This window comes from Bacillus sp. 0909A, from assembly GCF_036765115.1.
Lineage (GTDB): Bacteria > Bacillota > Bacilli > Bacillales > Bacillaceae > Bacillus > Bacillus mojavensis.
Genome location: NZ_JBAIZU010000003.1, coordinates 102118 through 124729 on the forward strand (window position 1 = coordinate 102118; position 22612 = coordinate 124729).

20 protein-coding genes and 1 other RNA gene are annotated in these 22612 nt (G+C 45.2%); 2 read left to right on the forward strand and 19 right to left on the reverse strand.

The features are described from left to right. Positions 1–124 precede the first annotated feature (124 nt). Positions 125–2449, reverse strand: a complete 2325-nt coding sequence (gene helD / locus V6D42_RS10775) for an RNA polymerase recycling motor HelD (RefSeq protein ID WP_333513216.1) — start codon at positions 2447–2449, stop codon at positions 125–127. A gap of 576 nt (positions 2450–3025) precedes the next feature. Here helD and V6D42_RS10780 point away from each other — a divergent pair. Further along, positions 3026–3460 (forward strand): hypothetical protein, encoded by a 435-nt coding sequence (locus V6D42_RS10780; protein ID WP_333513217.1) that lies wholly within the window; start codon positions 3026–3028, stop codon positions 3458–3460. Between the two features lie 109 nt (positions 3461–3569). Here V6D42_RS10780 and V6D42_RS10785 read toward each other — a convergent pair whose 3' ends face one another. The 7 genes from V6D42_RS10785 to csoR all read right to left on the reverse strand — a co-directional run bounded on the left by V6D42_RS10785 (position 3570) and on the right by csoR (position 10962). Beyond that, positions 3570–4181: a trimeric intracellular cation channel family protein gene (locus tag V6D42_RS10785; RefSeq protein ID WP_010331875.1), complete on the reverse strand. Its 612-nt coding sequence runs from the start codon at positions 4179–4181 to the stop codon at positions 3570–3572. A 208-nt stretch (positions 4182–4389) separates the two neighbouring features. Further along, positions 4390–4806, reverse strand: a complete 417-nt coding sequence (locus tag V6D42_RS10790) for a disulfide oxidoreductase (protein WP_333513218.1) — start codon at positions 4804–4806, stop codon at positions 4390–4392. 4 nt (positions 4807–4810) lie between these two features. Beyond that, a complete protein-coding gene (locus V6D42_RS10795; protein WP_333513219.1) occupies positions 4811–5479 on the reverse strand; it encodes a DsbA family protein in 669 nt (222 codons plus the stop codon). 118 nt (positions 5480–5597) lie between these two features. Then, positions 5598–7709, reverse strand: coding sequence for a heavy metal translocating P-type ATPase (locus V6D42_RS10800; protein ID WP_333513220.1), 2112 nt, complete (start codon positions 7707–7709; stop codon positions 5598–5600). A 168-nt stretch (positions 7710–7877) separates the two neighbouring features. Further along, a complete protein-coding gene (gene copA / locus V6D42_RS10805) occupies positions 7878–10289 on the reverse strand; it encodes a copper-exporting P-type ATPase CopA (RefSeq protein WP_333513221.1) in 2412 nt (803 codons plus the stop codon). 84 nt (positions 10290–10373) lie between these two features. Beyond that, positions 10374–10583: a copper chaperone CopZ gene (copZ, locus tag V6D42_RS10810; RefSeq protein WP_333513222.1), complete on the reverse strand. Its 210-nt coding sequence runs from the start codon at positions 10581–10583 to the stop codon at positions 10374–10376. A 76-nt stretch (positions 10584–10659) separates the two neighbouring features. Further along, positions 10660–10962, reverse strand: a complete 303-nt coding sequence (csoR, locus tag V6D42_RS10815; RefSeq protein WP_010331880.1) for a copper-sensing transcriptional repressor CsoR — start codon at positions 10960–10962, stop codon at positions 10660–10662. Between the two features lie 154 nt (positions 10963–11116). On the opposite strand from csoR, the gene V6D42_RS10820 reads away from it, so the two are divergent. Further along, the gene (locus V6D42_RS10820; protein WP_333513223.1) at positions 11117–12163 is read left to right on the forward strand and encodes an oxidoreductase; all 1047 of its coding nucleotides are present in this window, start codon (positions 11117–11119) and stop codon (positions 12161–12163) included. 34 nt (positions 12164–12197) lie between these two features. Here V6D42_RS10820 and azoRB read toward each other — a convergent pair whose 3' ends face one another. The 11 genes from azoRB to rnr form a co-directional block, all read right to left on the reverse strand. Next, positions 12198–12824, reverse strand: a complete 627-nt coding sequence (azoRB, locus tag V6D42_RS10825) for an FMN-dependent NADH-azoreductase AzoRB (RefSeq protein WP_168748747.1) — start codon at positions 12822–12824, stop codon at positions 12198–12200. A gap of 159 nt (positions 12825–12983) precedes the next feature. Further along, positions 12984–14882 carry an FUSC family protein gene (locus V6D42_RS10830; protein ID WP_333513224.1) on the reverse strand — a complete coding sequence of 633 codons (1899 nt, stop codon included), beginning with the start codon at positions 14880–14882 and terminating at the stop codon, positions 12984–12986. A gap of 138 nt (positions 14883–15020) precedes the next feature. Continuing rightward, positions 15021–15677, reverse strand: coding sequence for a GntR family transcriptional regulator (locus tag V6D42_RS10835; RefSeq protein WP_333513225.1), 657 nt, complete (start codon positions 15675–15677; stop codon positions 15021–15023). A 26-nt stretch (positions 15678–15703) separates the two neighbouring features. Next, positions 15704–16624 (reverse strand): EamA family transporter, encoded by a 921-nt coding sequence (locus tag V6D42_RS10840; protein WP_333513226.1) that lies wholly within the window; start codon positions 16622–16624, stop codon positions 15704–15706. Positions 16625–16717: 93 nt separating this feature from the next. Then, positions 16718–17107 carry a YvaD family protein gene (locus V6D42_RS10845; protein ID WP_333513227.1) on the reverse strand — a complete coding sequence of 130 codons (390 nt, stop codon included), beginning with the start codon at positions 17105–17107 and terminating at the stop codon, positions 16718–16720. A 1-nt stretch (position 17108) separates the two neighbouring features. Then, on the reverse strand, positions 17109–17462 hold the full coding sequence (locus tag V6D42_RS10850; RefSeq protein WP_333513228.1) for a DMT family transporter: 354 nt from the start codon (positions 17460–17462) through the stop codon (positions 17109–17111). Positions 17463–17477: 15 nt separating this feature from the next. Beyond that, the gene (locus tag V6D42_RS10855; protein WP_333513229.1) at positions 17478–18032 is read right to left on the reverse strand and encodes a TetR/AcrR family transcriptional regulator; all 555 of its coding nucleotides are present in this window, start codon (positions 18030–18032) and stop codon (positions 17478–17480) included. 113 nt (positions 18033–18145) lie between these two features. Next, positions 18146–18940 carry an SDR family NAD(P)-dependent oxidoreductase gene (locus tag V6D42_RS10860; protein WP_333513230.1) on the reverse strand — a complete coding sequence of 265 codons (795 nt, stop codon included), beginning with the start codon at positions 18938–18940 and terminating at the stop codon, positions 18146–18148. Positions 18941–19120: 180 nt separating this feature from the next. After that, positions 19121–19483: a transfer-messenger RNA gene (ssrA, locus tag V6D42_RS10865) on the reverse strand. Between the two features lie 174 nt (positions 19484–19657). Beyond that, positions 19658–20128 carry an SsrA-binding protein gene (smpB, locus tag V6D42_RS10870; protein WP_010331890.1) on the reverse strand — a complete coding sequence of 157 codons (471 nt, stop codon included), beginning with the start codon at positions 20126–20128 and terminating at the stop codon, positions 19658–19660. Between the two features lie 142 nt (positions 20129–20270). Continuing rightward, positions 20271–22607, reverse strand: a complete 2337-nt coding sequence (rnr, locus tag V6D42_RS10875; protein WP_333513231.1) for a ribonuclease R — start codon at positions 22605–22607, stop codon at positions 20271–20273. Between the last annotated feature and the right edge of the window lie 5 nt (positions 22608–22612).

Below are 22612 nucleotides of genomic sequence, written 5' to 3' on the forward strand. Positions count from 1 at the left end.
AACTTTACCGGAAGACACACCGCAAGTAAAATATATTTACATGATGATAACGATTAAGATTATTAATGATAAAACCCTTTGTCTCATTGAAATGAAGAAAAAAAGAGAAGGGATCCCTTCTCTTTCAATCAGCACTCTTATATAAATGAGGGGGCACAGCACTCACAAACGGACTTGGCTCACCGATAGAAGAAACAGTCAGCCCGTGCATGGCCCGGGTGCAGGCAGTGTACAGCAGCCTGCGGTCGTGCTCTGTTCTATATTGCTCTTCTGAGGCATCATAGACAAGTACTGCATCAAACTCAATTCCCTTCGCTAAATAAACTGGAATAACACAGACTCCCTTTTGAAACGTTTGGTTTTCTTTATGAATCAGACGAATATCGGTGTATTCGCTCATTTGAGCGTGTGCCTGTCTTGACTGCTGCGCCGTTTTGCAAATAACGGCAATGGTTTCATGCCCTTTCTTTCTAAGGCGCCCAATTTCTTTCGTAAGCTTTTGGCAAAGATCCTCGCGACCCTCACTTTTTAACACGCAGGGCATTTCCCCATCTCTGTTAAAAGGCTCGATATCCGCCCCGTCCTGAAGCAGCCCTTTTGTCAATTCTACAATTTGCCTCGTTGATCTGTACGTTCTTTTTAAACGGACACATTCAGCCTGCTCATCTTCAAAGCCGGCATCCATACGTGCTGCACCGTTTATTGCATGGGCGTAAATAGACTGATTGATATCACCGAGAACCGTCATGCTGGCAGACGGGAAAATACTCCTTATATACGCCATCTGGAATGGAGAATAATCTTGAGCTTCATCGATAAATAGATGTTTGATCTGCGTGTTTTTCTTTCTGCCTTCTAGCAAATCCTGCAAATATAGAAATGGAGACGCGTCCTCGTAGAGCAATTTATTTTCTCCAAATGCCGATCTTGTCAGCTCCCCTATTGCCGCAGTATCCTCTGTTTTAGCTTTTCTTCCCCAGTCAGAAAACAATTGCAGATACAGCTGTTTGACATCAAGAAACGCCAGCTGTCTGACTGCCTGTTTGATTGGTTTGAAGGCCTTTTTTACAATCGTGGCGGCAAGCAGCTGCTGTTCTCTTTGATGATCGTTAAACGTACTCTCACTAAACCGTTTCCTTGCCTGCAGCTTTTTGTACACTTCCAAATATTCCTCTTTGTCGAGAAGCTCAGCTTCCTGAACGACCCAATCCTTTCGCCGTTCCTTTTTCTCCAGCTTGTTAAGCTCACTCAGCAGCCAATTTGCTGTTTGTTCCATTCGGTTCGGAATGGACTGGCTTTGATCGAGCGAGTAAAAATATGCTTGGACCTGTTCCTTTGTGATCAGTTTTTGCTCGCGGAAAACAATATTTTTAAAGATCATTCCTTCAGAAGACAGCCTGCTGACGTATTCATCAATAAATTGCTGAAAAGATAAGCCTGCCTTCCATGTGATTCCGGCAAGCCTTGATTGAAAACGGCCATCTTTTGTTTTGGCCAGGCAATATTCCAGCTGATCAAAGGGGCTTTCACATTGAAACTTGCGGCCAAGCCGATGCTCGATATATTCCTGAAACGTCGCCTGCTCCATATTTTCTTCGCCTAATTCAGGCAAAACAGAGGAGACATAGCTGTTAAACAAAAAGTTGGGGGAAAATAAAACGATTTGTCCGGCATCAATGACACCGCGGTGCCTGTATAACAAATAAGCGACACGCTGGAGCGCTGCTGACGTTTTTCCGCTGCCTGCCGCACCCTGCACAATCAGAAATTTGCTTTTTTCATTTCGGATAATCTGATTTTGTTCTTTTTGGATCGTGGACACAATGTTTTTCATTTGTGTATTAGAGTGGTGGCTTAACACCTCTTGGAGCATCTCATCTCCGATCGTCATATCTGTATTAAACATTGCTTTGAGAGCGCCGTTTTTAATGATAAACTGGCGCTTCAGCACCATATCCCCTTCTATCGTTTCACCGGGCACCTCGTATTCAGCTTTTCCTGGGGAATAATTATAGTAAAGGCTTGATATCGGCGCTCTCCAATCATAAATCAGAAAGTGTTCCTCCTGCTCATCCATACAGGATGCTAAACCGATATAGATCTGCTCCGCCTGTTTGTCTCCGTTTTCAATAAAATCAATCCGGCCGAAATAAGGCGTTGCTTTTAATTGATGAATTCGCTTGAGCTGCTGATCCATATGCCGATGATTCCGTTCCCGATCAGACAGCAGCTCTGCTTGCTGCTTAATGCTTGCCATCGTTTCAACAGCTTCATGGGCGTCATCAAAGTTAACCGTGACATCTTCCCAGAAGTTTTTTCGTAATCCGATAATATCATGCTTTAACCCGCCCGCGGACGTTTCGAGAAGCCGCTCTTTATTCTCGAGCTCCTGCAGTACATTATCTATTCTTGACTGCTCTTCTTTCCATTCCTTATCATGCTGATTCATGAACGGCACCTCCAAAAATAGTTGACAAACGAAGAAGAAATAAGGTAAAATAGAATTGGATATATATTTAATATATGATAAAAACAGGCAAATACAATTTATAATAACACATTCACCCCACATCGTTCAAGGTTTGGGTTATTTATATGCATTAAAAAACCGATTTCAACTCGAGATCGGTTTTTTATTTTAAGATTTCACATTGATCACTGTTGGACGTGTTTTTTTTAGGTTGCGAATCTTCTCTTTCATCAGTATCGATTCCTTATTCCATTCAACCTTCGATAGAATATATCTTTTTCATTTTAAAAACACCGCAGAGCTTTACCGTGTTTGTCTGTTCATCTAACGTGAAGAATGACTAAACTGGCTGTTATTGTCATCTTCCATAAAGCAACTACATCCTTGCTATCGTACCTATAGGCGCAGTAAAATAGTCATTTTTCATCCAATTTCGACATATTTCAACAAATTGAAGTTTTTAATTTGGGAGAATAGGACGATGTTACATTATTTCTCTCGGTTTATGATATGAACATGAAGAAAGAACCAGAATTAGTTAGGAGGAAATACTCAGTGAAGAAAAAGCTATCTATGATGTTGCTGGCATTTGTCGTAGCCGTAACAAGTTTTACGGCGATTGACCTAGTAAACAACAAAGCGGAAGCTAAAGATTGGGTTAAAAAAGGGCAAATATGGAGTACTCATTACCATTCGGGCTCATTTAAAAACTATACTTACTCGCCAACTTTTCATATTTATTATCCAGGGCAAGGAACTTGGGCCAACATTACGGCAAACGGATCAGGCAGCGGGAAAATTACAGCAACTCTGCAACAAAAGACAAATAAAGGCTGGAAAAATGTTAAAACTTTTTATGCAACGAAAAAAGGCTCTACAAATTTAAGTTACAAACAAGCTTCTAAAAGCTACAAAACAACATACAGATTCAAATTCACTAACACAGGAACTAAAAAAACCATCAGCTATACATTTTGGGCTACTTATTAATTTTCAAACAGCTTTGCTCTGTGCGGCCAGCATTCGAAAGGGCTTTTTATTTGATCCCTTCAGGCTGCAATAAAAGAAACCTCTCCATGACGGAGAGGTTCCTTTTATTTTACTGACTATCTAAGCGAAAATAACGGTTTGGCAGCTTCCAATTAAACATATAAGAACAAACGCGGCATACGACGAGCACAAAAAACAGCGCGTATAAACCGATCGAGTTTCCGGTCCAGCCCAAGCCGACGATTAAACCGCCGAGCGCCGCCCATACCGCATAGATTTCCGCTTTCAGCACGAGCGGCTTGCGCCCGGCAAGCAGGTCCCGAATGATTCCTCCGCCGCTTCCCGTCAGCACCGCAGCCACGATAACGGCACTAAGCGGATGCCCCATTTTAACGGCATACAGGGCGCCTTGAATGGCAAAAGCTGCAAGACCGATCGCATCCGATAAATTTCCCCATTTGTTCCAATGCTTCAGCAGCAGCTTTGGAAACAAGAAAACGATCGTGATCGATACCAGAGCGATTTGAAAGTACGCACCCTGCTCCCACAATGCTGACACCGGAACGCCGATCAGCAAATTGCGGATCGCTCCTCCTCCAAAAGCTGTGACAATCCCTAATATATAAACACCTAAAATATCATATTCTTCTTCCATCGCAACAATTGCGCCGCTGACCGCAAACGCAATGATGCCGATCACACTGAGCAGCTCCCAAGCCATTCTGATGACTCCCTTTATATTTGTTAAATTTTCTGACGACCTCTAGATTTTATAACCGCTTCTGGTGAAAATCAATAACATTTTTATGATAAAAAAAGATAAATTTAGAGGGAAAACAGCAAACACCGATCAGCGTGGGTTTACCTCTGGCAGCTCCTATCATTTATACAAGTTAAAAAAGCGCCCTGCATTCGCGGGCGCTTTTTTCTTATTCAGGTTTTTCGCCTTTGAGGAGGCACATAAAAATGATGATCAAAATAAAAGCTATCAAGGCCAGAAACGGAATGGTTACAAAACCGAACCAGTTAATATATTGACCCGAGCAAGGCACACCGCTTACACATGGCTTGATGCCGCTAAAGCCCGGCACTTTTTGCTCCAGATAGTGCATAATCGAAATAAATGCGCCGATAATCGCCATCGGCAGCACATACTTTTTCACGCGTGTGTCACCCTGGAAGGTGGCGATTCCTAAAATCAGAACGAGCGGATACATGAGAATACGCTGGTACCAGCACAGTTCACACGGGATGAACTTTCTGATTTCACTGAAATACAGGCTGCCCAGCATGGCAATAAGCGCGACAACCCAGGAAGCATATAAAAAAACCATTCTATTTCTCATGCGCTTACTTCCCTTTCAGCTCTTTTTCTATCGTTTCTTTAATTTCTTTATAACTCGAAAAATCGCTTATCACTTTATCATTAACGTAAATCGTAGGCGTTGCCTTTATGTTCATTTTATTATTAAGAGCTGAATCCTTTTCCACTGCAGAAGCAAATGTTTCCTTATCAAGATTGTCCTTCAGCGTATCAGGGTTTACCTTTGTCGTGCTTTTTGCAATATCACCGAGAACCGCTGGCGTTACCCATTCCTGCTCTGTGTCCGGCTGCTTGTCAAACAGCTTTTCATGAAATGCCCAGAAAGAATCAGGATCTTCTTTCCATACTTCCTCTGAGGCAAGAGCTGCTAACGTTGAGCCTTTTCCATGGAACATGACGTTCACGAAAGAAAATTTCACATCGCCCTTGTCAATAAAGTCTTTTTGGATTTTGGGGAAGATGTCGCTGTTAAACACCTTGCAAGACGGACATTTATAATCTCCGAATTCCACTACTGTTACCGGTGCATCATCTTCGCCAAGCACAGGCTGGCCTTTGATAGACGGCTGCCCTGACACTGCTTCGTTGCCTTGCTCTGTTTTGTTATTAATGATGACAATTGCTGCTAATAAGACAACAACGACAACCGTAAGGATGACCGCGAATTTCGCAGAAGACTGCTGTTTCTTTTTCACTCCGACACCTCATCGTTTTAAAATTAAAAAAGAAGCGGATCTCCATTGACCCACTTCTTTATTTTAACAAGACAACCGTCTATAAGAAAAGCCCGAAATAGTGAATTCTCTCCGACAATTATCTCATTTTGAAGCGCATCACGCGCATAGCGTTTGCAACAGCGAGAAGCGTAACACCGACATCTGAGAAAACCGCCTCCCACATGGTCGCAAATCCAAACGCTCCAAGTAAAAGGAAAATAGCCTTAACACCTAGGGCAAAGCCGATGTTTTGCCACACGATTCGCCGAGTCCGTTTGGCAATCCGAATCGCTTCCGCTATTTTCGACGGCTGATCTGTCATCAGCACAACATCCGCGGCTTCTACAGCTGCATCTGATCCGAGTCCGCCCATTGCCGCTCCGATATCCGCGCGTGCAAGCACCGGCGTGTCATTAATTCCGTCACCGACAAAAATGAGTTTTTCATTCGGGAGCAGCTTCGATTCCAGTGCTTCTACCCGCTCCACTTTATCCTCCGGCAGCAGCTCCGCGTAAACCTCGTCGAGGCCGAGCTGGTTTCCAACTGTTTCTCCTGTCTGTTTTGAATCGCCCGTCAGCATGACTGTCTGTTTGATACCGAGTGATTTCAAATCTGCGATTGCTTGTTTTGCGTCTTCCTTTACTTCATCTGCTATGATGATCGCCCCGGCATAGCGCTGATCAATAGCCACGTGAACGATTGTACCGGCGTTTTCATCCGGGACGCTCTTAATCCGTTCTCTTTCCATCAGCTTCTTGTTCCCCGCAAGGATTTCTTTTCCGTTCACCTTTGCGAAAATACCGTGGCCGGATATTTCCTCATATGACTCGATTGTGTCAGGAGAAAGCGGCTTACCATAGGCTTTCCGGACAGATTCTGCAATCGGGTGCTGAGAGTGAAGCTCAGCGTATGCCGCGGCTTCGAGTAACGTCTCCTTCGAAAGGCCTTCCGCAGGTTTGATCTCTGTCACTTCAAAGCTGCCTTTTGTCAGTGTGCCCGTTTTATCAAACACAGCGTACTTGACTTGATGTAAGGCTTCTAAATAATTGCTTCCTTTCACAAGCACCCCGGCCTTCGAAGCTGCGCCGATTCCGCCGAAGAAACCGAGCGGAATGGAGACTACAAGGGCGCATGGGCATGAAATGACTAAGAAAATAAGCGCGCGGTACACCCAATCAGAAAGTAAAGCGCCAGGAATAACCAGCGGCGGGACAAATGCCAGCAGGGCGGCGATGATGACGACAGCCGGTGTATAATACTTAGCAAACTTCGTGATAAAGTTTTCAGTCCGCGCTTTGCGGCTGCTCGCATTTTGAACCAAATCTAATATTTTAGATACCGCGGAATCCTGATAGCCTTTTGTTACTTCGATATGCAGAACGCCGTTTTGATTGATAAAGCCGGACATGACTTCTTGTCCTTCTGCCGCTTTTCTTGGAACAGATTCTCCTGTCAGCGCTGATGTATCAACCATCGCTGATCCCTGTACGACTTTTCCGTCCAGCGGTATGCTTTCTCCCGGGTTGACGACAATGATATCTCCTGTCTGCACATCCTCCGGAGAAACGGTCTTGATGCCGTCCCCTATTTTCATATTGGCGTAATCCGGCCTGATATCCATTAATGCACTGATTGATTTTCTTGAACGGCTGACCGCGGCTCCTTGAAACAGCTCACCGATTTGATAAAACAGCATCACAGCAACGCCTTCCGGGTATTGCTGAATCAAAAAAGCGCCGATTGTAGCAAGAGCCATTAAAAAATGTTCATCAAACACTTGTCCGCGGCTGATGTTTTTGACCGCTCGAACGACAATATCCCCTCCGATTATCAAGTAGGCGGCGAAGAATAATAAAAATTCCAGTATTGGGCCGGCATGAATCAAATATGCCGCTGCTCCGAGAATGACCGCTGCTGCCATTCTGATCAGCATATTGATCATTCTTTTTCGATAACCGTCATCTGCTGATTTCTTTTTATGTTTCGGACGAACCGTTACATGAGGATCAATTGATTTTACTTTTTTCTCGACCTTATTGGTGACCCATTGTTCTTCTTTGCCATCGGCTGAGACAGTCAGTGTGCTTGCTGCAAAGTTAACCGCGCATCCGTCAACGCCTTTGATGCCCTTGACGCCATTTTCAATTTTTTGTGCGCAGTTGCTGCAATCCAAACCATCCAGAACATATTCCCGCTTCACTTGTTTCATTTGTCTCACCTTACCTTCCGATTTAGGATTCCCTCATCAAAGCAGATGAATGAGTGTGAGTATCAAAATTACATATATGAGCATATACTCATATAATAGTTACATCTATTATATGGTGTCTTCCAAGAAAGTGTCAATGAAAAATAAAAACCGGCAAATCACCGGTTTTTATTTTACTTTTTGCAGACGCAATGCATTCAGAACAACAGATACAGAGCTAAAAGCCATTGCAGCTCCCGCTATCCATGGCGCTAAAAATCCAAGGGCTGCGACTGGAATGCCGAGACTGTTATAGCCAAGTGCCCAGAATAAGTTTTGTTTAATGTTTTTCATGGTAAGTCTGCTCATACGAATGGCGTCCGCAATACTGTTCAGATCACCACGAATGAGCGTTATGTCCGCTGTTTCCATCGCGATGTCGGTACCTGTTCCAATTGCCATGCCAATATCCGCTGTGGCAAGCGCGGGTGCATCGTTGATTCCATCACCGACCATTGCTGTCTGGCGTCCTTCTTTTTGCAGGCGGGAGATTTCCGCTGCCTTTTGCTCAGGAAGGACCTCAGCAATAACGCTAGAAATTCCAGCTTCCTTCGCAATCGCTTCTGCCGTTCTGCGATTGTCCCCGGTCATCATGATGACGTCCAGCCCCATCTCTTTCAGGCGGGTGACTGCCTCCCGCGACGTGTCTTTTATCGTATCTGCAACCGCTATAAGTCCCGCTGCGGCACCATCAATGGACACGAGCATCACCGTTTTCCCTTCTCCTTCAAGCTCCTCCATCCGAGGAAGAAGAGCCTCATGCTCAATCCGTTCGCTCTCCATTAACCGTCTTGTGCCGACGAGTATCGTTTTGCCTCCGGCTTCGGCTGATATACCCGCGCCTACTTTTGCTTCAAAATGGGTCAGCTTTGGTATCTCCAGCCCTTTATCTTTCACACCGGCAACGATCGCTTCACCTAGCGGGTGTTCCGAGCCCGTCTCAGCAGCTGCTGCGAACCGGAGCAGCTCTGCTTCTTCAAAGGCATCAGATGGAAGGGCATCCGTCAGTTTCGGCTTTCCGTTTGTCACTGTTCCTGTTTTATCGAGAACAATGGTATCAAGGCGATGTGTTTTTTCTAAATGCTCTCCGCCTTTAAAAAGAATGCCGAATTCAGCCGCCCGTCCGGATCCTGCCATAATGCTTGTCGGGGTGGCAAGACCCAGAGCACATGGACAGGCGATGACGAGAACCGCAATAAACTTGCTGATCGCTTCAGCAAAATCACCTGGAGACGCCCAAAGATACCAAATAAGGAACGTGAGGACGGCGATCCCCAATACAATCGGCACAAAAATGCCGGAGATCTGGTCGGCGAGACGCTGGATCGGTGCTTTTGATCCTTGTGCTTCCTCCACAATTTTGATGATATGAGAAAGCGCTGTTTCTTTCCCGACGTTAACAGCCTTGATTTTCAGAAAACCGTTTGAGTTCACAGTCGCTCCTGTCACACTGTCACCGGGAGATTTGTCAATGGGAAGACTTTCTCCTGTGATCATGGATTCATCTACAGCCGAGCGGCCTTCCAGCACCTCTCCATCGACAGGAATTCGTTCGCCTGGTTTGACATGAACAATATCACCAACAGCCACTTCATCTATCGGGATGATTTGCTCCTGTCCGTCTCTTACAACCACCGCTGTTTTGGCTTGCAGCTTCATGAGCTTTTTAATCGCATCTGATGAGCGCCCTTTCGCCTTTGTTTCAAATAGCTTTCCTAACAAAATGAGCGTCAGCAAAATCGCGCTTGTTTCATAGTAAAGGCCGTCAGTATGCCCATGGGAACCGAGGCTTTGAATCGTAAGATAAAGACTGTAAGCATAAGCAGCCGTTGTTCCAAGTGCAACCAATACATCCATATTGGCGCTTTTATTTCTGAGCGCCTTATATGCGCCGACGTAAAACGGCCAGCCGATCAAAAACTGCACCGGGGTCGCAAGGGCAAATTGCATCCACGGATTGAGGAATAAATCCGGCACCCAAATGAACGAAGTAAATGTAAAATGGCTCACCATTGCCCACAGCAAAGGAAATGACAGAATAGCTGAAAAGATCAGTCTCGCTGTTTGCTGCCGTTCTTCTTTCTTTTTGGAAGCAGCGGCTTCGCTATCCTCATCGCCTTTCAGCTTAAGTTTATATCCAAGCTTATCAACGGCTTCTTTAAAATCGCTGACAGCTGCTTCTTTTGGGTTGTATTCAACTGTCACAGTTTCTAAAGCAAAGTTCACCGGAGCATTTGCAACGCCTTCTAATTTATTAAGCCGTTTTTCAATCCGATTGGCGCATGCCGCACAGGTCATGCCCTCAATATCAAACTCAGCTTTTTCCGTTACGACGTGATAGCCCAGTTTCTCTATTTTTTCTTGGATTTTTTCTGTTCCTGTTTCAGCAGGGTCATAGGTGACATTTGATGTTTCCGTCGCCAAATTCACATTGGCATCTGTGACACCAGGCATCCGTTTCAGGCCTTTTTCAATTCTGGCGGCACACGCCGCACAAGTCATACCAGATACCTGCATCGCAATTTCCTTTTGCTCACTCAATACACTCACTCCTTTATATACACCCGGGGGGTATATAAAAAATGAAAGAAATATCGCACCTTCATCAAGGTGCGATACCGTGAATCAGTTGGCTACATCATAGCCTTGGTCTTCTATCGCATCCGCAATGTCTTTGACTGACACTTTGCCGGCATCAAACGTGACATCAACTTTTCCTGCTTCAAGCTGAACGCGAACAGCGCTAACGCCGTCCAGCTCTCCCACACTCGTTTCAACTGCTTTGACGCAGTGCTGACAAGACATGCCTTCAACTTGTAATGTTTTTTGTTCCATATCAATACCTCCTGTTTGTTCTGTCTGCTTTCATCCTACCATACCCCCGTAGGGTATTACAATGATGAAAGCATCATTATTTCGTTAATTTTTTAAATACGTCTAATAGCTCGGAAATGGCTTGGTCCCCGTCTCCGCTTTTGATGGCGTCTGCTACGCAATGATGGGCGTGATCTTCAAGCAAGTGGAGAGCCACTTTTTGCATCGCCGCCTGAACAGCTGAAATCTGCACAAGAATGTCAACACAATATCGATCGTTTTCCACCATATTTTGAATGCCTCTGACCTGGCCTTCAATCCGTTTCAATCGGTTTGTAATTTGATCCTTTTCTTTCGAGCTTTTATGGTTTAATGCTTTATGTTCATTATGCTTCTCCATGCGCACACCTCTGTTTCATATATTAATTCCCATTATACTGGTTGTCCAAACCGTTGTCTAAGCCGGCAGCAAAAAAATACACTATGCAGGTTTTACCATTTGGGGATAAGGGTATATACCTTTATCAAAGCACTTTTAAAAGGGGAGAAGAAAAGTGGATACGATAAAGGTAGGGATATTAGGGTACGGACTGTCAGGCTCGGTCTTTCACGCGCCGCTGCTTGCCGTTCTGGATGAGTATCATATCAGTAAGGTAATGACGTCGCGAACGGAAGAGGTGAAGCGTGACTTCCCTGATGCCGAAGTAGTGCATGAGCTTGAGGAGATGACAAATGATCCGGCAATTGAGCTTGTCATCGTCACCACTCCGAGCGGCCTCCACTACGAGCACGCATTGGCATGCATTCAGGCGGGCAAACATGTCGTCATTGAAAAACCGATGACAGCCACTGCTGAAGAAGGGGAGAAATTAAAAAAAGCGGCCGACGAACGAGGCGTCTTGTTAAGCGTATACCATAACAGACGATGGGATAATGACTTTTTAACAATTAAGAAACTGATTGATGACGGGTCTCTAGAAGATATCAATACATATCAGGTCTCCTATGACCGATACAAACCTGAGGTTCAAGAAAGATGGCGGGAAAAAGAAGGGGCTGCCACCGGTACGCTGTATGATCTCGGCTCTCATATCATAGACCAGGCGCTGCATTTATTCGGAATGCCTAAAGCTGTAACCGCAAAAGTCATGGCTCAAAGAGAACATGCTGAAACCGTTGATTATTTTCATCTGACAATGGATTACGGTAAGCTTCAAGCCATTCTATACGGCGGATCAATCGCCCTGGCAAACGGCCCGCGTTATCAAATTCACGGACAGCAATCAAGCTTTATCAAATACGGGATCGACGGACAGGAAGATGCCCTCAGAGCCGGGAAAAAACCGGAGGATGACAGCTGGGGTGCTGATGATCCCGAGTCTTACGGTCAGCTGACAACTATTCATGACGAAAACAAAAAAACAGAAACCATTCCATCAGTTAACGGCTCTTACCTTACCTATTACCGCAAAATAGCGGACAGCATACGCGAAGGCACACCGCTGCCTGTCACAGCTGAAGAGGGAATTGATGTCATCCGGATTATTGAAGCGGCTGTGAAAAGCAGTGAAGAGAAACGGACCATTTCGTTAGAACAATAAATAAAGCCTCCCTTTATACGGGGAGGCTTTTTCATTAGAATGTTTTTCCTGCTTCTTTTGCGCGGGCAATCGCATCTTCTTTGATTTGCTGTGCTTTGTCAGGCTCTGCATTATGACCCTCTACGAAAATGCCATCGAAGGATGGAACGCCGAAGAAGTTCATCATAATGCCGATGTAGCGGTGGCCCATTTCCATTTCAGCCGCAGGGCCTTCTGAATAATAGCCGCCGCGCGCTTGAATGTGAATCGCTTTTTTATCAGTTAACAAGCCAACTGGACCTTGTTCAGTGTATTTAAAAGACTTTCCTGCTACTGCAACTGAATCAAGGTATGCTTTCATCACTGGCGGGAATGAGAAGTTCCATAGTGGCGTGACGAACACATATTTATCAGCAGATGCAAATTGATCGCTAAGCTCTCCTAAACGGCCCACTTTCGCTTTTTCGTTTTCAGAAAGTTCATCGCCGGACTGGAGCTTGCCCCAGCCGCTGAATACATCAGCATCAATGTGAGGAATGTTTTCTTTGTACAAATCGATATGTACAACTTCATCATTTGGATTTGCTTCTTTGTATGATTCGATGAACGCTTTACCGGTTGCCATGCTGTAAGAAGTCGCTTCATCATGCGGGTGAGCAGTGATATACAATACTTTTGCCATTTTTACCAGCCCTTTCAATTTTAAAATTACACATCCGTTATTATCATTCAGACGCGTCATGATTATTCTTTATCTCTTAAACCTTATTATAGGTGCAATAAAAATTGCTTTCAAGTAAAATATCTTGAATTAAAGATTTTTTTAACCCGTACGAACAGCTTACTTTTCATAAGCTGTTCGCAAACCTGTATACAATGTGTAGAGCTCCCCGCTGATTCGCGGATAATACGGTAAACGCGGCACTTCTATCACAGCGGGCGGCATTTTCATCAATACTGATTGCTCAGCCTGTTCAAAAAACACTCTCAAATGGTTTATTTCTTGTTCAGAAACCGGAGAGGGCGGGCGGTGATGAGCTTGAGCGGAGAGCAAATAATAACCCAAGTGCTGGACTCCAGAGATCGCCGGCCACAGCGTATCCGCATTCGCTTTTGGAAAATCTCCAAGTGCTTTATCATATGCATCCCGCAGCCTGACTAAGCTCACTCTTAGCTGATGTCCGTCTATTTGCTGTCCTGCTAACAGTCTCTCCATAAACTGTCCTTCCAGCCGGATGACTTCCCTCATATGTTCAGGCAGGCGTTTTGCTGAAAAACGTCTCCACAAAAGGATCGTTCCCAATAGTCCAATTGTGCTGCCGACAGCCACATCGGTCAGCCTCGCCGCTATAAAGTAACCGGTCCCCAAGCCGCCATGCATGCTTTCGGTGATGACAAGCGCATTTGCAGTCAGAAAAGGAACCGCAAAAGCATAATTGCGGACAATCAGCATTTCAAGAAGAAATTGAAGCATTGTGATACATAAAGCGATATACACGCCGGCTGGCTTAAAGAACAGGATCGCCCCTGCCAGCATCACGCCAAGCACGGTTCCTGCCGAACGCTGAATGGCTCTATGCAGCGTAAAGACAACAGTCGTGCCCAGCATCACCGCCGCTGCCGAGAGCGGGATCCAATAAGAACGGTGAAAACCGAAGGCATTGGCAAACAAAGCAGCCGCAAACAGCACAATCCCATACTTTAATGCCCGAATTAAAACAGGTGACTTCCAGTCAAAGGCATTTCTCAGAAAGTAATAGGAAGATGGCAGCCGGCTTGGCTCCGCATCCGATGGATCATCATTCCGTCCTGAAGCGATACTCAAAACCTCGCTAATTCCTTCATACAGCTTCCGGGTTGGCTCCGCTTCATCCTCCTTGATAGGTAACGCATCGGAAACACGAGCCTGTCCAAGCATATCGGCAGTTTGGCGAAGTGCCTTTGCGAGCTGAACTGTATCTGCGTTTGGTGTTTCAGCAGAAAAATGAATAATGGCGATAAAGAGATTATCAGCTTTTTCCAGCAAGCGGATAAACCGTTCATCATGAGGCGACTTTCTCCATCTGTTTCCTTTTCCGAGTACCGTTTGACGGGCTGTTCTCAGCATCAGCACGGTCTGATGCTGCGCGTTATGAAAATCAGGAGTTCCGACAGCAGAAAGGCAGGATGCTAGCTGGCGGTATGTGGTTTGCAGCACTCCATTTTCCGGTCCATGTCTGTTATTGATCCAGCCAATCAATGCGATTCCGGTGGCGAAAAGCCCGCCGGCAAATGTCAGTCCCGCTCTGAACGGAGCTTCTGAAGGATCTGCCGGCAAACCCGAGCTCACCAAAAACGCAAGGACAAAAAACATAGGTGCTGGACCTTGAATCCCAAGCGCGCCAAAAATAAACATTACAGCTGCCCCGATAAGCCCCAGAACAGCTGCCATGCTCCAAAAAGTCCCTGCCAACAGCGTCCCCAATCCAAACGAGACGGCGATCCCTATTGAAACAAACAGCAGCTTCAGGATACGTTTCGTATACGATTCCCCGCCTGCATATATAAAAACAAAACCGCCGATGCTTGCGGTTAGACCATAATCTGTGTGTCCCGACAATGCGCCGACAAACACAGGTAATCCTGAAGCGATGCCTGAACCGATCGCCTTTTTCCATGGAAAAGGAGTTGCATGAATGCGAAAGGCATCCTTAACGACACTTGGCACTGTTCTACGATTTTGATTAGAAGACTTGTTCATATCACATAACCCTCTTCTACAACGAAATGATGTAGGTCTCTTCCCGTTTATTCGCCCTAGTATGCCCAGAAACCGACTCATCTTCTCATTGGATATGCTCTCATCAAAAAAGACAGAGACCTATTTTCTCTGCCTTCATTACACAAGTTTTTTCGCAATGTCATGCATTGGTTTGATCCAGTTGCTGTATGTCAACTCCGCCGCCCTTTTTCGGTCCTTCTCCTTATATGCTTGAATGATTTGGTTATGTTCTTCAATAGAATTCTGCGGAGATTTGAAAAAGAGGTACTCAAGCCGAAGAATATGCATATGAAGAACAGAGGTAAAATTGCTGATATATTCATTATCAGCCGCCTCAATAATCACATCATGAAACGCTTTATCAATGCCAAGCACTTCATAGATTTCGTTTTGATCAATTGCCGCTTTCATTTCGTGATTGATGGCTGTCAGCTGCTCTATATGAGACGATTGAATGTTTTCCATTGCCAATTCGGCAGCGGTGGACTGGAGAGACGCCATCGGCGGATAGACTTTGAAGACATCATTTTTTTCAATCTGTGAAATTCGTGTTTCTTTTCCCGGCGACATTTCAACAAACCCCTGCATCTCTAATAATTGCAAGGCTTCTCTGACCGGTGTTCTGCTGACGCCAAGCGCTTTGGCCAATGCGTCGTCATTCAATTTTTCTCCGGGCATGAGCACTCCTTCCACGATCCACTTTTGAATTTGCTCAAACGCAAGCTTTTTGGCAGTCTGCCGTTTCGGCTTCGGGGCATTTGACGGTATTGGCATAAAGCATCACCTCTGAATATTGTTTTTTAATGCTGCCGTTTTGCCGCACTTTTCTTCTGTGAAAGGACAAAAATCATGACTAAAATGCATGCCGCTCCTGCCGCCTGAAACAACCCAAAGGACACGCCAAGCCAAAGAATAGAAGACGCGACTGCAGCAACCGGCTCTGTGCATCCCAGCATGCTCGCTTCTTGGGGAAATAAATATTTCAAGCTTTCTAGATACATGCAGAATCCCAATAACGTTCCGAAAATGACAATAAAAGCGACCGATACAATTCCAGAAACCGTCCAGCCTTCTGCATGGACAGCCCAAGGCGGATGAATAAAGCTCATGCCGACGCCCCCGATCAGCATCCCCCAGCCAATGACGAGAGCCGACCCCCATGTTTTCAAAAGAGAACTGGAATACAGCGTATAGAAGGCAAGCGCGCCAGCAGACAGAAGCCCCCATCCAACAGATAAAGGAGAAACTGTTAAATTGCTGATGTTTCCATTCGTCAGCAGCAAAAAAGTGCCAGCTAAAGCCAATAATAGCCCCAAAAAATCGGAAAACTGAAATGAATTCTTTCGGGTCAGAAGCAAATACAGCATAATCAGAACAGGCGCTAAGTATTGAAGCAGCGTGGCCACCGCTGCGTTCCCGGTTCCGATTGAAGCTAAAAATGTATACTGAACACCCAGCATGCCGGCAATCCCGAAAACAATAAGCTGAACAGCCGCTTTTTTATCTTTCCATATGCCCCAAACGGCCCTCCTGTTTTTACCGGCGGATACTATAATCAGCACCAACAGGCCTGATAACAGTAAACGCACCGTTACAAGCCACTCCACCGATACATCACTCGTTTCAAATAAATGCTGGGCAACCGTTCCCGATAATCCCCAAAAAGCAGCTCCGACAATCACCATAAAAAAGCCGTACAACCGTTGTTTCTGAGTCGCCAACGTATATCCTCCTGACATGTAATATGCGATATATTACATATGATATCGTTAAATTTTCTGAAAACAAGGTGTTTTCGAAAAACAAAAGCAGTGCTACTCGCACTGCTTAGATAAAAGTCTGTGAATAAAAAATAAAGGATAAATCAAAAGGTATCCATTGAACAGCCACCATGCAAGATCAAAATCCCCGCTAAATGTCCAGAATGATAAAGCCTGAAGTCCTGAACAGAAGGTCAGCACAAGAGAAATCAGCGCCATCTGCCTCCATATTGCTCTTTTGACGCGCTGCAAATATAAGCTGTACAAACCAGTAATGGAGATTAAAATATCCAAGGGAAAAAAGGACCAATTCCAGGCGATCATAAACGGATCTTGATAATGTTTAAAGGCCCAGTTTTCCGGCATTAATGAAAAGCCGGCAGACAGCCAGTACAATATAAAACCAATATCAGTCACGAGAAAGAACAGTTTCATCACTCTCATGTTACTGCTCACTTTTATGCACCGTTTGAGGCTCCGCACCTTGATCGATCAGGTTTAAAGATACTACACCGGCAATAATCAGCCCGATTGAAATCAGTTTCATGACACTTATATTCTCTTGAAAATACAAAAACCCAACAACTGTGATCAGGACAATGCCCATCCCCGACCAGACAGCGTAAGCAACAGATACATCGATAGATTTGAGCGTAAGCGTTAGAAAGAAAAGACTCCCGCCATAAAAAAACATCAATAGCACACTTGGCAGAAGCCTCGTAAAACCCGATGAAAGCTTCATACTGACTGTTCCGGCAACTTCAAATAAAATGGCCATACATAAAAACATCCACTGCACGCACCACCAGCCTCCTCATTTTTCTGTTATGCCGTTACATAATACATCTACGATTGATTCAAGAACCTCCCCTGTTGTGTACTGATGTTTAAGCGGATAATCAGGATCGTACACTTGGTTGATGCTCCCTATATACATTTGAACCAATAAATCTATATTGATGTTTCTGATCTTCTTTTGCTCCTTGCATTCGTTTAACAAATCGATAACAACTGACCATTCTTCCTTCATAAAGATGTCTAATGTGAGCCACGCATCGTAATGGGATTTCTTCAGCTCTTGTAATAACCCCATGTTCAGCAGTTCCATTTCCTTTGGAAGACCGATCAGCAATTGCTTCACCTTTTCAAGCGCATCTAGGGTCTCATCTTCATAGATGCTTTTTTCCATTTGCTTCATCTCTGCGATGAACTGCTCCACGACGGCCTCCGCAAGCTGATCTTTCGACGAATAATGCGCATAAAGCGTCCGCTTGCTTGTTCCAAGCGCTGTCGCCAGATCGTTCATTGTAAATGAAAAACCTTTCTGTCTGATCAGCCGAATGGTTTCAGCCAATATTCTTTTCTCCAATTCAACCACCTCGCCTTCGGTACTATAAAAACTATTTCGGTACCAACATTATACGATAACAGGTTCTGGAAATCAATACAATAAAAAAACCTCATCCCAGAGGGAGAGGTTTTCTAAAAGACGCTGCGGACCAAGCCGCCGTCCGCCCGCAGTGCCGCGCCATTAATCGCGGATGACAGCGGACTGCTTAGGAATGTAACAAAATGGGCGATTTCTTCCGGCCGGATCAGCCTTTGGATAATTGAAGTCGGACGGTTTTCCTTCATAAAACGGGTCTCGGCTTCTTGAACAGTCAGGTTTTCACCAGGATAAAGAGAGTTCAGCATTGTTTCCACTCCCTCTGTTAAGGTTGAACCCGGCATGACTGTATTTACCGTTACATTTGTGCCGGTTGCCAGTTCCGCCAAGCTGCGGGAAATGGAAAGCTGCATCGTTTTCGTCGCGCTGTAATGGGCCATTTCCTGAGAAGGCATGATGGCCGCTTCACTGGCAATAAAAATCACCCGGCCTTCTTTTTTCTCTATCATTTTGTGCAAATACTTGCGTGTGAGCCTCACACCGCTCATAATATTCACTTCAAAAAATCGGAACCACTCCTCATCGGGAATATCAAAATACTCCGCCGGTTCAAAAATCCCTAAATTATTGACCAAAATATCAACCTGCGGATATGCCTGAAACAGGTCATTGCAGCCTTCATCGGTTCCAAGGTCAAATGCGGCCGGATAAAACACAGCCTCTGCATGCTGTGTTTTCAATTCGTCTATCGTCTGATTCACTTTTTCTTCCCGGCGTCCGTTAATGATAACCGACGCGCCTTCCTCCGCTAACGAAGCGGCAATCGCTTTGCCGATCCCCGACGTTGAGCCAGTCACCAGTGCGGTTTTCCCATGCAAATTCAGCTTCATTCATTCATCCCTCCGTTTTTGTTTCCTCTTATTTATTAACAGAAATGTGATGGGTGAAACATCTGCTGTAAATCCAGTATGAAACAGCTGGGATTGAAATGGAAGTACGCACTTTTTGGTGCCTGTGTCTGGAGAAAAAATAAAGCAGAACCTCTAAGAGGTTCTGCTTTATTTTAGTATGTATGGAGACGGTGGGAGTCGAACCCACGTCCAGAAACATCGATTACTTAAGCGTCTACGAGCGTAGCCTGCATACTTATGTTTTCACTCATCTTCTTGCCTGCGGGCGGGCCTTCCGAGAGCTAGTCTGTTAGTCTCTTCTTACGTTCTCAGACAGGAACGCAAGCGTAGCCTACTTGGATGTGCTCTTCACAGACACATAGGCAATGTCAGGAAGAGCTCGCTGCGCTTATTAGGCAGCTAATGCTACGTTTTGGTTAAAACTGTTAGTTTTGCCAGTTATATTTATGTGCGTGTTTACGAGATCGCCTCTCGGCTCGCAGCTCAAGCTCGATCCATCCCTGTCGAATCCGTAACGTCCCCTTGTTTTAAGGGAAATACGGGAGAAATATCAAGCTCTCACTCAAACTGGCTACATTCCTATTATAACATGATCACGGCTCATTTCAATTGTCAAATCCTTCAAGAAAAGACCGTGTCATCTCATCGTGAAATCAGTATAGCACAGGCTGGATTTCAGTATCAAGCGTTATGCTTTTAGAACCCTTTTTGACTGTCTCTGAACGCTCTTTCAATTTCACGCTTCGCATCCTTGCGCTTCAGATCTTCACGTTTGTCATAGTTTTTCTTCCCTTTACCCAGACCGAGAAGAACTTTGGCAAAGCCGTTCTTCAAATACAGCTTGAGCGGAACGAGAGAATAACCTTTTTCCTTCGTTAAGCCGATCAGCTTATTAATTTCCTTACGGTGCATTAACAGCTTTCTCGTCCGGAGCGGATCGTGGTTATAGCGGTTTCCCTGCTCATACGGGCTGACGTGCATATTGTGGAGAAATACTTCTCCCCGTTCAATTTTGGCGAAGGAATCCTTAAGGTTCACGCGGCCGGCGCGAATTGCTTTGATTTCTGTTCCTTGCAATACAATGCCTGTTTCATATGTTTCTTCTATAAAATAATCGTGATTGGCTTTTTTGTTTTGAGATAATACTTTTCCTGACCCTTTCGGCATGCCAGAACCTCCTCTCACTAAGGAAAACTGTCCACCTTTGCGATACGCTCTATTTTACCAAATGTCACGCATGGCGACAATGAAAAGCTGTTTCCGAAAGAAAGCAAATAGAGCACTGCGGCCCTATTTGCTGGTTGAGCTGCTATTTCTTCTTTTTCCGTTTCTGCTTCGGTGCGTTTTGAAAGCCTCGTTTTTTCTTTTTCTTCTTCGGCTTTGTGAACCACTCTCCTTTTTCCTCGGAAGGAGCTGGAGATACAGGCGTATTTGTGCTTAACACGCGTTTTCTGGCAGGTTTTCCGCGTTTACGGCTGCGGCTGTCCATTTCTCTCGGACGGCGCGGGGTGCCTTTCATACCGACGATTTCGAAGTCAATATTGCGCTCGTCTTTATTGACGTCAACGACTTTGACTGTAATTTCATCCCCGATACGGAACACATTCCCCGTCCGTTCGCCGATCATCGCAAAATGCTGCTCGTCAAAGCGATAATAGTCATCCGTCATAAAGCTGACGTGGACGAGTCCTTCAATTGTATTCGGCAGCTCGACAAACATCCCGAAGTTTGTCACAGAGCTGATCATGCCGTCAAATTCTTCACCAATTTTATCAAGCATATATTCCGCTTTTTTCAAATCATCTGTTTCACGCTCTGCGTCAACTGCACGGCGTTCCATTGATGAAGTATGTTCAGCGATATCCGGAAGTCGTTCAGCCCACTTCTCCTGTGTCGCTTCATCGACTTTGCCGTTGATTAAGTACGTTCTGATCAAACGGTGAACGATCAAATCCGGATAACGGCGGATCGGCGATGTGAAATGGGTATAGAATTCCGTTGACAGGCCAAAGTGCCCCAAGCTTTGCGGATCATATTTCGCCTGTTTCATGGAACGAAGCATGACAGTAGAAATCACTGTTTCCTCCGGTCTGTCACGAACTGCGTCAAGAATGCTTTGCAGCGCGCGCGGATGAATATTTCCCGCCGTACCTTTTACAACATAGCCAAATGTCGTCACAAACTCTAAAAACTTTTGCAGTTTTTCAGCATTGGGCTCTTCATGTATCCGGTAAATAAACGGAACGTTCATCCAATGGAAATGCTCTGCGACAGTTTCATTCGCAACAAGCATAAATTCTTCAATCAGTTTTTCGGCGACAGAGCGTTCTCTGATCACAACGTCTTTGACCGCGCCTTCTTCATCAACAAGCACCTTTGCTTCTTTGAAGTCAAAATCAACGGCGCCGCGGTTCATCCGCTTTTCGCGAAGAATTTCTGCCAGTCGCTCCATGTCTTTAAACATCGGCACGAGCGGTTCGTATTTTTGTTTTAATTCTTCATCATCATCAACAAGAATTTGATTCACATCGGAATATGTCATTCTTTCCGTTGTTTTGATGACGCTTTGGAAGATTTCGTGCTCTGTGACTTCACCCTGGCTGTTGATGGTCATTTCACAAGAAAGTGTCAGCCGGTCAACCTTCGGATTTAATGAACAAATACCATTTGACAGTCTGTGCGGAATCATCGGAATCACACGGTCAACCAAATAGACACTCGTTCCTCTTTCCATCGCTTCTTTGTCAATCGGCGAATTTTCAGTCACGTAATGGCTGACGTCGGCAATGTGAACGCCAAGCTTATAGCTGCCGTCATCCAGCTTTGTCACTGTAACCGCGTCATCCAGGTCCTTCGCGTCTGCTCCGTCAATGGTAACAATGACCTGGTCACGGAGATCACGGCGGTCTTTCAGATCTTTTTCATCAATCGTATCAGGCGTGCTTGTCGCTTGTTCCATTGCGTCTGCAGGGAATTCTCCCGGCAGACCGTGCTTGTGGATGACCGATAAAATATCAATGCCCGGATCATTTTTATGGCCGAGAATGGATTCAATCTCACCCTCTGCGTTCATGCGGCCTTCTGGGTAGCTGGTCAGCTTAACAACAACCTTATGCCCTTCAGCCGCTCCGTTTTTCCCGCTATTAGGAATGAAAATATCGCTTGTGATTTTTTTGTCATCCGGAATCACAAAACCGAAGTTTTTTGTTTCTGTATACGTTCCGACAACACGCTGAATCGCCCTTTCTAAAATGCGAATGACGGTGCCCTCTTGTCTAGAGCCGCTAGACTGCGAATTCAGGCGTACCATTACGATATCGCCGTTCATAGCAGTATTTAGCTCATTAGGCGGAATAAACACATCGCTTAACGATGTATCCTCAGGCAGCAAAAAGGCAAATCCCTTCGGATGCGCTGAAAGCTTTCCTTTAACTAAATTCATTTTTTCCGGAATGCCATAACGGTCGCTTCTCGTCCGCACGATAAGCCCTTTTTCTTCCAGCGCAACCAGTGCTTTGACGAGCTCTTTAAATTCCTCGGCTTCCGTAATCTGTAACATCTCCTCAAGTTCCTGAACAGTCAGAGGCTTATATGCCTCTTCTTTCATAAACGAGAGAAGCTTATCCATAAATGCTTCTTTTTCCATCATCC

What these genes read in the sequence shown, in the direction of transcription:
- V6D42_RS10845 (WP_333513227.1), bottom strand. Translation starts at nt 17,107, where the DNA reads ATGAGAGTGATGAAACTGTTCTTTCTCGTGACTGATATTGGTTTTATA.
- V6D42_RS10860 (WP_333513230.1), bottom strand. Translation starts at nt 18,940, where the DNA reads ATGAAGCTGAATTTGCATGGGAAAACCGCACTGGTGACTGGCTCAACG.
- V6D42_RS10835 (WP_333513225.1), bottom strand. Translation starts at nt 15,677, where the DNA reads ATGCCAATACCGTCAAATGCCCCGAAGCCGAAACGGCAGACTGCCAAA.
- copZ (WP_333513222.1), bottom strand. Translation starts at nt 10,583, where the DNA reads ATGGAACAAAAAACATTACAAGTTGAAGGCATGTCTTGTCAGCACTGC.
- smpB (WP_010331890.1), bottom strand. Translation starts at nt 20,128, where the DNA reads ATGCCGAAAGGGTCAGGAAAAGTATTATCTCAAAACAAAAAAGCCAAT.
- V6D42_RS10800 (WP_333513220.1), bottom strand. Translation starts at nt 7,709, where the DNA reads ATGAAACAAGTGAAGCGGGAATATGTTCTGGATGGTTTGGATTGCAGC.
- V6D42_RS10830 (WP_333513224.1), bottom strand. Translation starts at nt 14,882, where the DNA reads ATGAACAAGTCTTCTAATCAAAATCGTAGAACAGTGCCAAGTGTCGTT.
- V6D42_RS10785 (WP_010331875.1), bottom strand. Translation starts at nt 4,181, where the DNA reads ATGGCTTGGGAGCTGCTCAGTGTGATCGGCATCATTGCGTTTGCGGTC.
- helD (WP_333513216.1), bottom strand. Translation starts at nt 2,449, where the DNA reads ATGAATCAGCATGATAAGGAATGGAAAGAAGAGCAGTCAAGAATAGAT.
- azoRB (WP_168748747.1), bottom strand. Translation starts at nt 12,824, where the DNA reads ATGGCAAAAGTATTGTATATCACTGCTCACCCGCATGATGAAGCGACT.
- csoR (WP_010331880.1), bottom strand. Translation starts at nt 10,962, where the DNA reads ATGGAGAAGCATAATGAACATAAAGCATTAAACCATAAAAGCTCGAAA.
- rnr (WP_333513231.1), bottom strand. Translation starts at nt 22,607, where the DNA reads ATGGAAAAAGAAGCATTTATGGATAAGCTTCTCTCGTTTATGAAAGAA.
- V6D42_RS10790 (WP_333513218.1), bottom strand. Translation starts at nt 4,806, where the DNA reads ATGAGAAATAGAATGGTTTTTTTATATGCTTCCTGGGTTGTCGCGCTT.